General features: G+C 71.9%; 8 protein-coding genes. 3 read left to right on the forward strand and 5 right to left on the reverse strand.

The genetic code is table 11. The annotated features are described in order from the left end of the window. Nucleotides 1–47 precede the first annotated feature (47 nt). Together ABZ479_RS39250 and ABZ479_RS39255 are read right to left on the reverse strand one after the other, a co-directional pair. Nucleotides 48–1694 (reverse strand): alkaline phosphatase D family protein, encoded by a 1647-nt coding sequence (locus ABZ479_RS39250; protein WP_500466037.1) that lies wholly within the window; start codon nucleotides 1692–1694, stop codon nucleotides 48–50. Nucleotides 1695–1856: 162 nt separating this feature from the next. Beyond that, entirely contained in the window at nucleotides 1857–1991 is a 135-nt protein-coding gene (locus ABZ479_RS39255) for a hypothetical protein (RefSeq protein WP_500466038.1), read from the reverse strand. A gap of 19 nt (nucleotides 1992–2010) precedes the next feature. On the opposite strand from ABZ479_RS39255, the gene ABZ479_RS39260 reads away from it, so the two are divergent. Next, nucleotides 2011–3372: a tetratricopeptide repeat protein gene (locus tag ABZ479_RS39260; RefSeq protein WP_500466039.1), complete on the forward strand. Its 1362-nt coding sequence runs from the start codon at nucleotides 2011–2013 to the stop codon at nucleotides 3370–3372. 91 nt (nucleotides 3373–3463) lie between these two features. Here the strand turns inward: ABZ479_RS39260 and ABZ479_RS39265 are convergent, their stop codons facing one another. After that, nucleotides 3464–4219, reverse strand: coding sequence for an SDR family NAD(P)-dependent oxidoreductase (locus ABZ479_RS39265; protein WP_500466040.1), 756 nt, complete (start codon nucleotides 4217–4219; stop codon nucleotides 3464–3466). 198 nt (nucleotides 4220–4417) lie between these two features. Between ABZ479_RS39265 and ABZ479_RS39270 the strand changes: the two genes are divergently transcribed. Continuing rightward, nucleotides 4418–4972 (forward strand): hypothetical protein, encoded by a 555-nt coding sequence (locus ABZ479_RS39270; RefSeq protein ID WP_500466041.1) that lies wholly within the window; start codon nucleotides 4418–4420, stop codon nucleotides 4970–4972. Between the two features lie 154 nt (nucleotides 4973–5126). Here the strand turns inward: ABZ479_RS39270 and ABZ479_RS39275 are convergent, their stop codons facing one another. Both ABZ479_RS39275 and ABZ479_RS39280 read right to left on the reverse strand, forming a co-directional pair. Then, the gene (locus ABZ479_RS39275) at nucleotides 5127–9191 is read right to left on the reverse strand and encodes a Kelch repeat-containing protein (RefSeq protein ID WP_500466056.1); all 4065 of its coding nucleotides are present in this window, start codon (nucleotides 9189–9191) and stop codon (nucleotides 5127–5129) included. A 685-nt stretch (nucleotides 9192–9876) separates the two neighbouring features. Next, nucleotides 9877–10920, reverse strand: a complete 1044-nt coding sequence (locus ABZ479_RS39280) for a methyltransferase (protein ID WP_500466042.1) — start codon at nucleotides 10918–10920, stop codon at nucleotides 9877–9879. 655 nt (nucleotides 10921–11575) lie between these two features. Between ABZ479_RS39280 and ABZ479_RS39285 the strand changes: the two genes are divergently transcribed. Continuing rightward, nucleotides 11576–12178: a hypothetical protein gene (locus ABZ479_RS39285; protein WP_499605674.1), complete on the forward strand. Its 603-nt coding sequence runs from the start codon at nucleotides 11576–11578 to the stop codon at nucleotides 12176–12178. Nucleotides 12179–12202: the final 24 nt, after the last annotated feature.

Here is a 12202-nt window from a genome sequence, read left to right on the forward strand (position 1 = left end):
CCCGGGGCCCCGGCGCGTACCGCGAGCGGTACGGCGCGGAACGGCGGTCAGGCGGGCGTGAGCCCCGGGTTGCCGGCCTCGGTGACGAAGGAGCCGGCCGTGGTGACCGGGGCGCCCGGCGTGGTCACCGCGGAGACCGTCTTGAAGTCGGCGCGCGCCGAGTCCTTGCCGAGGGTCACCAGCGCGTAGCCGCGGCGGCCGTTGTAGAACTTCAGGTGCGGGTTGGCCTGCATGTAGCCGGCCCAGTTGGACGGCTTGTCGGAACCGTCCTTGCCGCTGCTGATCGAGCTGGTGACGATCTCGGTGCCGAGGGTCCTGGACGCCGGGTCGTCGAAGTCCTTCTTGAGGTCGAAGCCGTAGTGGACGTGGACGTCGCCGGTCAGCACGACCAGGTTGTCCCGGCCGGCGGCCTCCCAGCCGTCCAGCAGGCGCTTGCGGGACGCCGGGTAGCCGTCCCAGGAGTCCATGGAGACCTTGAAGTCGGGCGTCGAGCGGTCCTTGCGCTGGGCGAAGGTGACCTGCTGGGGGACGACGTTCCAGGTCGCCTTCGAGGCGCGCCAGCCGTCGAGGAGCCAGCGCTCCTGCGTGGCGCCCGTCATCGTGCGGGCCGGGTCCTGCGACTCGGGGCCCGGCACCTGCCAGCCGTCGCCGTAGGCCTGGTCGGAGCGGTACTGGCGGGTGTCGAGGATGTCGAACTGGGCGAGCCGCCCGAACTGCAGCCGGCGGTAGAGCTGGGCGTCGGGGCCGTGCGGGAGCTGACGGCGGCGCAGCGGCTGGTTCTCCCAGTAGGCGCGGTAGGCGGAGGCGCGCCGCAGGAGGAACTCCTCGGCGGGCACGTCGTTCTCGGGGACGTCGTCGGCGTAGTTGTTCTCGGTCTCGTGGTCGTCCCAGGTGACCACGAAGGGGTGCGCCGCGTGGGCCGCCATCAGGTCGGGGTCCGACTTGTACAGGGCGTACCGGAGCCGGTAGTCCTCCAGCGTGAGCGTCTCGCGGTTGAAGTGCGAGGGCAGCACGCGGTCGGTGTAGGCGCGGGCGCCGCCGGTGGCGGTCACCGCGTACTCGTAGAGGTAGTCGCCGAGGTGGAAGACCGCGTCGAGGTCCTCGTCGGCGAGGTGACGGTAGGCGGTGAAGTAGCCGTCGTGGTACGCCTGGCAGGACACGGCCGCCAGGCGCAGCTCGGTCAGGCGGGCGTTCTTCGCGGGGGCGGTGCGGGTGCGGCCCACGGGGCTGGTCCACTGGCCCACGCGGAAGCGGTAGTACAGGACGCGGTCGGCGTCCAGGCCGTCCACCTCCACGTGCACGGCGTGGTTGTACTCGGGGTGCGCGTCGACGCTGCCGCGCCGGGTGACGCGGGTGAACCGCTCGTCGTGGGCGAGCTCCCAGCGCACGTTGAAGCGCTTCTGGGGCAGGCCGCTGCCGCTCTCGTAGGGGCGGGGGGCGAGCCGGGTCCACAGCAGGACGGAGCCGGGCATCGGGTCGCCCGAGGCCACGCCCAGCGTGAAGGGGTTCTCGGTGATCTGCGCGGCACTCGCCTCGGCCGCCGCGGCGGTCCCGGCGAGCGGGATGTTCACGGTGAACGCCAGCGTCGCCGCGGCCCCGGTGACGGTCAGGAAGCGGCGCCGGTCCACGTGGCGTACGGCGTCACGCAGTTCGGCGGAGTGCCCGGTCGAAGAAGGTGATGCTGAAGGCTTCATGTGTGTGCGCAATCCCTGACGTGAGAAGTGCGGCCGTACGGCCCGGTCGGTCTTTGCCAGGGCATTGCAATGGCGCAGTGCGGCACACAGCCGCCGAAAAGTTGTCGCGTACATGTATGGAGGGTGACCGTTGGCCCCGTGGGCGGCATGAGGCCCGTTCCTTCACGACTCCCCCACGAACCCGTCATTCCCCAGGGGCAGTTCGTTCCACGGCCCGCAGCCCGCACCGGCTTGCGGGCGGCGGAACGGACCGCCGGCCGGGCGACCGCGAGCCGGCTCGGCGGCGATGTCGGTCACGCGGCCTAGGGTGCCCCTCGTGAACATCGATGATCTTGAATGGCAGCGGGAGCGGTACGGCGGCGTTCCGCCGCGCATCGTGGACGAGGTCCTCGAACGCGGCGACCTCGACGTGCTGGTGGAGGCGGCGGAACGGCGCGGGGACTGGTTCTGCGCGGAGGGCGCGGTACGCCGGCTCTGTGCGGCGGGCGAGTTCGCGCGGGCCTGGGCGGTCATCGAGCCGTTCACGGCCACCGGCTGGCAGCCCGCGGTCCGCGCCGGCGCCGGCGTCCTGCTGCGATGGGGCCGCGTCGACCGGGCGCTGGAGCTGGCGCACCCCGGGGGCCGGGACGCGAAACCGCGGGACATGTTGTCCGACTACGCCGAGGTGCTGGTCGGTGCGGGGCGGGTGGACGAGGCGATCGACGCGCTCGTACCGCACCTGGGCGAGCTGGGCATGGTGCATGCCCTGGTGCGGATCACCGAGGGCCAGGACCGCGACGACCGGTTGCTGGAGCTGCTCACCCCGGTCGCCGAGGAGTTCAGCAGCGACCCCTGGGGGTGCGACGTGCGCCACATCTGGGACGCGCTTCCCGGGCGGGCCACCGTCCTGGAGCGTTCCGGCCGGGCGGACGAGGCGATCTCACTGCTCGGCGCGGACGTGGACGCGCGTCGCCACGGCCCGGAGAACACCGTGGACTTCTACGCCGAACTACTCGCCCGGCACGGGCGGACCGAGCAGTTGCGGGACCTGGCCACCGGCACCCGGAACCCCAAGGCCGTCCGCGCGTACGTCACGGCCATGGAGGACCTCGGCAGGGCCGCGGAGGCCGAGGCGTATCTGCGCGGCTTCCACGACCCCGCGGCGCACCCGGGCATCTTCACGGTCGCCCTGCAGGAACTCCTGATCCGGCAGGACCGCCTCGACGACGCCGTCCAGGTGGTGGGGCACACCTTCGACGACCTCCACGAGAACCTCCTGCAGTCGACCCTGATCCTCATGGCCGAACAGGGACACCCCGACAGGGCCGTCGAACTCACCGAGGGACGCAGCCCCGAGTTCCTCGAGGAGAACGAGAGGTACTGGCTGCGTTCCAACCGGTGGTGGCTGATGGGCGAGGCAGGGCGCAGCCGGGAGGCCATCGCCGAGATCGAGGCGCTGCCGCCGGACGAGGTCGACGACCGGGAGACCACCATCGCCTGGCTGCTCGCCCGGGACGACCGGGTGGAGGAGGCCATCGCCCTCCTCCGGCAGTGCTCCGGCCGGTGGGCCGCAACCGACCTCGCCCACCTGCTCGTCGGGCAGGGCCGCTGTGCGGAGGCACTCGCCGTCATCCCGGACGTGGCCGCGCAGCGTGCGGAGGAACGGCGCTCCCGGTCCGCGGCACCGGGGTGGGCCTGAGGGCGGTGCGGGCGGCCCCGGCGGCGGGGCTCCGGTGCCGGCCGTCGCCGTCCGGACCGGAGCACCGGGCACGCCGGGGTGCTCGCCCGCGTCAGACGCTGGATCCGCCGTCGACGGTCAGCCGTGCGCCCGTGATGTACGCGGCGTCCTCGCTCGCGAGGAACGCGACGGCCTTGCCGATGTCGGCGGCGGTGCCGAAACGCCCGAGGGGCGTCATGGCCACCTGGGCCGCCGCGTTCGGCCCGTCGGCGGGGTTCATGTCGGTGTCGACGGCCCCCGGCTGCACGACGTTGACGGTGATGCCGCGCGGACCGAAGTCGCGGGCCCACCCGCGACCGAGCTGGTCGATCGCCGCCTTGCTCGCCGCGTACTCCGCGACGCCGGGGCTGGGGATGCTGTGGGCGACGATGCTGCCCACGAGGATGACGCGTCCGCCGTCGGGCAGAAAACGCGACGCGGAATGCGTCGTGACGACGGTGCCGAGGACGTTCGTGGCCATCATGTGCTGGACGCCGTCGAGGAGTTCCAGGTCCAGCTGGTCGACGGTGCCCAGGACGGCGACACCGGCGGAGTTCACCAGCACGTCGATCCGGCCGCCCAGGAACTCGGCGGCCTGTTCGACCGCGGTCGACGCCTCGTGGGGAACGGACTGGTCGGCCTGCACGGCGAACGCCTTCGCGCCGAGGGCGCCCAGTTCGGCGACGACCTCCTCGGCCTGCTCGCGCGACTTCCGGTAGGTGATGACGACGCTCGCACCCTCGCGGGCCAGTTCACGGGCGATCCCCGCACCGATACCCCGCGACCCTCCGGTCACGAGCGCGGTCCGTCCGGTCAGAGCCTTGGGCATGGCAGATCTCCTAGCAATGGTCAGGTGACTTCCGCTTACTCGCCCGAAGCTAAAGATTGACACTAGTGTGAAGGTCAAGCGCGGCGGCGTTCCGCGGCGATCGATCAGCCGCATCATCCGTGTCGGCCTGTAGACAGCGCGTGGCACACTCCTCGCTGATCATGGGGGTGAACGGCCCCTGACCTGGGAGGGGACGCTGTGCGCAGGACTTGTTGGGCAGCCGTGGCGGTCGCGGTCATGGCGCTGGGCGGCGCAGGCTGCGGTACCGGCGACGCCGGCACGGAGGCGTCCGCGTCCTCGAAGCCGGCGGCGCCTCAGCCGCGGCCCGCGGGCACCGGACCGCTCACGAAGGAGTTCGTGCCGGCGGACCTCGACGGTTCCGCGGCGGACGCGGGCGTCCCGGCGAACGCGCCGGAATGGGGCGGAATGAACGAGGACGCCGAGCCGGGCACGCCGCGATCGTGCGGCGTCGGCTTCAAGGACTTCGCCACCAAGACCGCCAAGGTCGACGTCGCCCGCTGGGAAGCGGTGGTGCACGAGCTGCGTGACCGTGAGTGGGAGCAGGACGGGAAGCCGGAGAGGCTCACCGGAGGCAGTTCCGGGGTGGTCTTCGAGGTCCGTGTGGCGATCAAGCAGCGCGGCTGGACCGTGGTCGCGAGCTGGGTGGACCTCCACGACGGCACGATCACCCTCAGCGCCTTCGACGACGCGTGCATGAAGACGGTGGACGTCGACGCGAGCCCGGGCGGCTGACCGGCCGGTCCTCCCGCCTCGGGCCGCACAGGGCCGGACCGGCCCCTGGGAGGGACCGGCCCGGCCGCGTTCGTGTCCGGGGTCCGGCCGGGGGTGCGCCGACGGCCCGTACGCGTACGCGGACCGTCGGCGCCGTTCCCCGGCGCGTACCCGGTTACTTGCGCTTGAGGGTGAAGTTGGCGGTGACCGTCGCTCCCTTCGTCAGCTTCACCGTCGTGACGGTCGGCTGGTAGCCGTCCTTGGCGACGATGACGGTGAGCGGGTTGTTGCGCACGTCGAGCCACAGGGCGTAGGTGCCGTCCGAGGCCGTGGTGAGCGTGTAGCTCGCGGCCCAGCTGTCGAGCTGCACGGTCGCCCCGGCCAGCGGTGCGCTGCCGCCGGTGGCCTTGTTGCCCAGGACGACGCCGGTGATCTTGCCCCAGGTCTTGGGCGGGTTGACGTGCAGGCTCACCGGGACGGGCGCCGTGGAGTACGGCGTGTCGGTGCCCACGCTCAGGCTCGCGGTGAGGTCGCCGGGCTGGGTCACCGAGGCGGCCTTGGCGTCCAGCGTGACGGAGACGGTCGCGCTCGCGCCGGGCTGCAGCGTGAGCTCCTGGACGCTCTCGCTCAGCCAGTCGACGTCGCCCGCGCCGCCCTGGTCGTAGCCGGGCAGCACCTCGACCTTGCTGATCGGCCTGCCGGGGGCGTTGCCGCCGCCGACCTTGTAGAAGCCGGGCGCGCCGCCGCCGCGGTAGGTGGCGACGTTGGCGTTGGGCAGGGTGCCCCAGGTGCCGGACTGCGGGTCGAAGGCCTGGCCGCGGTTGGTGAGGGCGTTGTTGCCGACGCCGCCGACCATCAGCAGACGGCCGTTGGCCGCGGCGTAGGAGGTACCCCACTGCGCTGCCGGGACGTCCGCGAGCTGCGACCAGCTGTCGGTGCCCGGGTCGTAGGCGTAGGAGTGGACGACGTCGTTCTCGCTGGCGCCCAGTCCGCCGGCGCAGTAGATCTGGCCGTCGATGGCGCCGCAGGCCTCCCACGAGATGGGCTCGGGGTAGGCGGCGATCTGGGACCAGCTGTCGGAGCCCGCGTCGTAGACGCTGGCGTCGGTCGTGCCGCAGAAGTCCGCGCCGCAACCGCCGATCATGTACAGCTTGCCGTCCAGGACGGCGGTGCCGGAGCCCGCGTACGGCTTCGGCGCGGACGCACCGGTGGTCCAGCTGTCCGACTGCGGGTCGTAGATCTCCAGCTTGGCGTCCGGGGCGCCCGAGGGGCCCCAGCCGCCGACGGCGTAGAGCTTGCCGTCGATGAACCCGTGCGCGGGGTCCTCACGGGTGTCGGACGCGGAGGCCAGCTTCGTCCAGCTGCCGGCGACCGGGTCGAGGACGTAGAGGTCCTTGACGTCGGCCGAACCGTTGTAGCCGAAGGCCGAGTAGACCTTGCCGTCCAGCGAGTCGACGGCGTTGTCCATGAGGGCGCCCGGCAGGTCCGGGGCCGTCTGCCAGGTGTCGTCGGCCGGGGCCGCCGCCGTCGGGCCGGCCTTGGCGCCCGCCGCGTGGGCCTTGCTGGACAGCGGGTTGAAGTCACCCTTGACGGTCTGCAGGGCGGCGCCCTCGGCCTGTTGGGTGAACCCGCCGGACTGCTCGCCGAGCTTGACCGTGGCGGCGGCGCCGCCGGTGTTCTTGACGGTCAGGTTCTGCGTCTTGGAACCGCCCCAGGCGACGGTGGCGGAGACCGAGGCCGGAGTGATGGTGACCTTGCCGGCCTTGAGCTTGAAGTTCGCCTGGACGGCGCTGTCGGCCCCGACCTTGACGTTCTTGCTCAGGGAGGTGTACTTCGCCTTGGCCGCCGTGAAGGGGTGGCTGCCGAAGGCGGTCGAGATGAACGAGTAGAAGCCGTCGGACAGGTTCGGGTCCTCGGGCGTGGCCGTCGTGGTGGTCTTCTCGGACGGCTTGTCCTGGCTGGTGACGGTGGCACCCACGACGCCCGTACCGGTGTTGGCGTCGGTCACGGTGCCCACGACCAGGCCGGCGGGGACCGCGGTCAGCTGCCGGTCGCCGACGAAGACGTCGTCGACCGCCCACCACCAGCCGAAGCTGCCGGCGAAGTGGAAGCGCAGCTGGACCTCGGACTTGCCGGCGAAGTCGGCCAGGGAGGCCTCGATGCGGTCGCCGGTGACGTCCGCGCCGGGCGACCAGACCTTGGTCCAGTGCTCGCCGCCGTCCGAGGTCGCCTCGAGGGCCGCGGACTGGCCGCTGTACTGCTTGTACTCGGTGCTGAAGGCGACCTCGGGGTCGTTCTTGCCGGTGAAGTCGTACACCGGGCTGAGCAGCGAGCTGTCCTGGACGGCGCCGCCGCCGAAGTGGTCGCTGTCGATGACGGCGAACGCGCCGTCACCGCCGGTGTGGTTGCCGCGGTCACCGGGGTCGTCGAACTGCCAGCCACCGGTGGTGTCGTCGGCGTTGGAGACCTTCCAGCCGGCCGGCGGGGCGTCGGTGGCGTCGAACGGCTCGGTGGTGCCGGTCACGTCGACGCGGTATCCGGGCGTGTTCGCCGTCCAGGAGTCGGCCGGGACCGCGATGCCGACCGTCTGCGCGGAGTCGCCGACGGTGATCTTCTTGCTGACGGTCTTGTAACCGGGCGTCGCCGAGGCGACGTGCAGCGTGTAGGAGTGCCCCTGGGGCAGGTCCATGCTGTACGAGCCGGTCGCGGGGTCGGTCCACACCGCTCCGGGCACGCCGTCCGCGGTGATCTTGGCGTAGAGCGGCCAGCCGTGGCCGGAGCCGTCGCTGACCTTGCCGGCGACGGTCTGGCTCGGCACCGGGGAGAGGGTGAAGTTCTTGGTGACGGTGGCGTCGTCGTCGACCACGACCCCGTCGGCCGAGCCCCCGGCGTAGCCGAACGCCTCGACGGAGACGTCGTAGGTGCCGGTGGGCACGGTCAGGGTGTAGGTGCCGGCGGCGTCGGTGTGGGTGATGCCGGTGCCCGCCGTGACCGTGGCACCGCTGACGGCCTTGCCGGTGGTGCCGTCGGTGACGGTTCCGGAGATCACGCCGTGTGCGCCGGTGCGGAACGCGGTCAGGCCGGCGGGCGTGCCCAGACCGGTCGGGCCGTCGAAGCCCTCCGCGCCGTTGCACAGGTACGACGGGGAGCAACTGCCGTTGCTGCCGGTGGTGATGTCGTTGATCCCGGTGCCGGCCGCGTACGGGTACGCGTTCGGGTACGAGCCGGCGGCGGGGGTGCCGGCGGCGGCGTACACCGAGGCGATGATGGGCGACGAGACACTGGTGCCGCCGTAGACCGCCCAGCCGCCGTGGCCGTAGGTCTGGTAGACCGCCACGTCCTCGGCGATGGCCGAGACGTCGGCCAGCGCACGGTTGTCACAGCCGGTGTCGTGCTGGAAGGCGGGCTTGGGCTCGTACAGCGAGCAGCCCGAACCGGCCAGGCTCCAGGCGGACTCGGTCCATCCGCGCGTGGTGGACGGGGCGCGGGTCAGCGTGGTGCCGCCGACCGCGGTCACGTACTGCGAGGCCGCCGGGTAGCTGACGCCGTATCCGTAGTCACCTGTGGACGCGGTGATCGCGACGCCGGGGTGGTTGTAGTGGGCGTCCAGCACGGTGGTCTCGGACGGGTCCTCGCCGTTCCCGCCACGGTAGTCGGTGCCGTAGGAGTTCGACACGTACTTCGCGCCCATCGCGACCGCCTGGTCCACGGCGGCGGAGAGGTTCTCGAAGCTGTTGTCGTCGGCCTCGACCAGCAGGATGTGCGCGTTGGGCGCGGCCGCCGAAACCATGTCGACGTCGAGCGAGATCTCACCGGCCCAGCCCGGGTCCGGCTCGGGGTAGTCGGTGCCGCCGCGCTGGTCGACCTTGCGGAAGCAGCCGTTGTCCGTGGTGCAGGCCGGCAGCCCGAACTGGGCACGGTAGACGGCGAGGTCGGATTCCGCGGTCGGGTCGTCGAAGGCGTCCACGATCGCGACGGTCTGTCCGGCGCCGCCGTCGGCCGGCAGGTTGTAGGCGCTCTGCAGGTCGGCCGCTCCGTAGCCGGACGGTGTGTCCGCGGCCGGCACCAGGCCCTTGACCGGCTTCACGTCGGTGCGCCGCAGGGCGAAGCAGCTGAAGTGGCCGGGCTTGGCCGTGTCGCAGGTGGGTTCGAAGGAGCGGCGGACGCCGTTGGCCGCGGCGGAGTTCGCTCCCGCGGCACCCGCGGCTAACGCCGGTGCCTGTATGCCGAGCACCGCCATGGCGGCGGCACCGAGGACCGCGAGGCCTCTGTTCACCGTCCGGCGGAGGGGGTGGGGGGTACTTGCTGGTCTGCGCAACGTGACTCCCATGCGTGCTTGCAGGGATCGCGAGCCGTGTACGGCTCCTGGCGGCGGCGAACGTCCGAGCATTCGCCGGAGCCCATTAGCGTGTTGGGTTCTGTTCATGTCAATAAGGAGCCTGAGGCGACGAATGTGACCCAACGTCACAACGCGAGTGCGGAATGTGCGCGGCACGTAGCGGCTTTTTGATGTTTTGGGCGAAACGGATGTTCCTTTCGTGTTCGTTGAGTGAACGCCGCGCTTCCCGTGTTCGAAAGTGTTCACTGGGCGTATCGGGGGCGTGAATACGACACGCGACGCAAAGCCGCCAGCACCAACGGAGCCCCGGAACAGCCGCCCCGACGGGCATCCGCGCTGGTCAGACAGGCCCCGCGGGAGCAACTCGGCGACGCGGGGGGCCCGCTGGGCCGCGAAGCGCCTTTGCCGGCCCTTGACCTGCCCGTCCTCCCCTCGCGCACCCGTCGGGGGCTCCGGCGGCGTCCCGCCGACCGGCCGGGTACGGGTGAGGAACGCGGACGCCGCGTCGGGCCCCACCCCTCCCCGGCGGAGCTGAGCGGCTCTCCCGCCGCCCTTGCGGGACCCCCGAAACCGACGCGGCCGCCCCTCACCCGCCGGGTCGGATCACCTCGAGCTCGATGATCTTGAACTGGAATCCCGTGGCGGTGACGGCCGTGCGCCGCCACCCGGAGGCGGCGAACAGCGCGTCGAACTCGGGGAGATCGCGCTCCTGACCCGGCAGCATCGCGAGCATGTGCATGTCCGCAAGGGGCTCGAAGCCGGGCGCCCCGATCTCCCCGATCACGTTCTCCACCACCACCGCCCGCGCGCCCGGCCGGGCGGAGGCGCGGCAGTTGCTGAGGATCGTGACGCAGTCGGTGTCGTTCCAGTCGTGCAGGACCATCTTGAGGAGGTACAGGTCCGCCGGCGGGACGGACTCGAAGAAGTCGCCGGTGACCGCCGTGAAGCGGTCGGCCAGTCCCTGCTTCTCGGCGGAGTCCAGCGCGGTGGCGGTGGCGTGGGGCAGGTCGAGGCTCTCCCCGCGCAGTTCCGGGTTCGCCTGCATGAGGCCCTGCACCAGCGCCCCGGTGCCGCCGCCGACGTCGACCGCGACCGCGCTGCCGGTGGTGTCGAGCGCCCGGGCGAGGTCGCGGTTCAGCTGCTCCGACATGCCGGACATGGCGACCGAGAAGAGTTCCGCCTCGGCGGGGTGGTCGCCGAGGTAGCTGAAGAAGTCCGTGCCCAGTGCGCTTTCGATCTGGGTGCCGCCCTTGCGGACGGCCTCCGGGAACCGCTCCCAGGCACGCCAGTGGGAGGGCCCCGCCCACGTGAGGGCCACCTCCCGCAGGGTGTTCGGCACCCCGGTGCGGAGCAGCTCGCTCAGGGGGGTGCCGGAGAACCGGCGCCCGCCCCGGTGGGCCACCAGGCCGAGCGAAGCGCAGGCGCGCAGGAGCCGGTAGGTCGTCGCGGGGTCACTGGCCTCCCGTTGCGCGATCTCCCCGGCGTCCAGGGGTCCGTCGGCCAGGTGGTCGGGGAGGGAGAGGTCGACGGCGGCCCGGACGATCTGGGTGACCCAGTAGCCGCTGAGCATCTGCATCAGGACACCGGCGTTCGCGGCCTCGGTGGACGAGTTCAGGGGATTCTCGGTCATCGGCAAGCACACCCATCGGAAACGAATTGGTTCAACGATCAACCAAATGTAACCCGGTCCGGGGCGCCGAACGCGTGCCCGGTACATCAAAAGGGCCTGGTGCCGGATCGTTCAGCGCCGCGTCGGTGAAACGTCCCCGGCGGTTCACCGGCAGGTCCTGCATGGACGTCCCGGCACGGGGGCCGGACGCGGTGGCCGGCGACCGCCCAGGGGCACCCGCCGGGTACCTCGGCGGGCCGGGGGAAGCGGGTGCGGCGCCGTCCCCGTGGTGCCGCGGACGGCCGGGCGGCGTGCCACGAAGCCCGGTGCGACGGGCCCCGGCGGCCGGTGCGACAGGCCCCGACGGCCGGTGCGACAGGCCCCAACGGCCGGTGCGACAGGCCCCGACGGCCCCTCCAGGCAGCCGAGATGGCGGCGTTGTCAGACCGCCGCACTACACTCACGGCGCGTGGTTCCTCCTGCCCGCCGTGCCGCCGTTGCGCGTTCGGGCGCGGGGAGCCGGACACCTCTGCGTCCCCTCCGGGGCGGCGATGCCGGCGCACCCACCGCTCGGCCATGTGACGTGACGTCACCACGGGCCCGGCCGGTGGGCCGTGGCCACGCCGCCGCCGCGGGTCGCCGAACTGTCCGTGGTTACACGAAGAAGGGAAAGAAAGTGAACACCGAGAAGGTTGCAGCCCGACGTCTCACGGCCGAGGAGGTTTCGGAGCTGGGCCTCCAGGACGAGATCTTCGTCCAGGCGGAGATGGAAGAGCTCCGGCTCGACTGCTTCGCACCGGCGACGCTCACCAAGTCGGGCAAGAATTTCGAGGGCGGATCCTTCACCGCGAGGACCGTCTTCGGCGACGAGGTCCACGTGCTGCCGGACGACGCCGAAGAGCGCGGCATATGGGTCGCGGACAAGGCGGGTGAGGAGATAGAGGTCCTGCAGAGGGCCGGCGTCCTCCTCAACCTCGCCCTCTTCGTGCCCAACGGGAACGCGGAGTCCCTGGCGTCGCTCTACGCCGCCGCCCGGGAGGCGTTCGGCGCGGGGATCGTCCAGCGCTGGAACGAGGAAGTCGTCGCGGTGCCGGACGTCAAGGTCGACCTCTTCGAGGAGCCGGCCCGCGGGCGGAAGGGGGGCACGGGCGGCCAGAACCGCGACCGCCGCGCCCTGGACATCCACCCGACCCGCGTGCGCTTCATGGAGGCCAGCGCCGGCTGGAAGTTCGTCCTCGAGGTGCACAAGGAGCACGTCGACGACACGCCGACGATCTGACGACGGCACAGCACAACGCCCCCT

Source organism: Streptomyces sp. NPDC005722, assembly GCF_040630935.1.
Classification (GTDB): Bacteria; Actinomycetota; Actinomycetes; order Streptomycetales; family Streptomycetaceae; genus Actinacidiphila.

Bases quoted from the DNA above. Each gene is read 5' to 3' on its own strand.
- ABZ479_RS39265 (WP_500466040.1), bottom strand. From the start codon at position 4,219: ATGCCCAAGGCTCTGACCGGACGGACCGCGCTCGTGACCGGAGGGTCG.
- ABZ479_RS39250 (WP_500466037.1), bottom strand. From the start codon at position 1,694: ATGAAGCCTTCAGCATCACCTTCTTCGACCGGGCACTCCGCCGAACTG.
- ABZ479_RS39275 (WP_500466056.1), bottom strand. From the start codon at position 9,191: ATGGCGGTGCTCGGCATACAGGCACCGGCGTTAGCCGCGGGTGCCGCG.
- ABZ479_RS39280 (WP_500466042.1), bottom strand. From the start codon at position 10,920: ATGACCGAGAATCCCCTGAACTCGTCCACCGAGGCCGCGAACGCCGGT.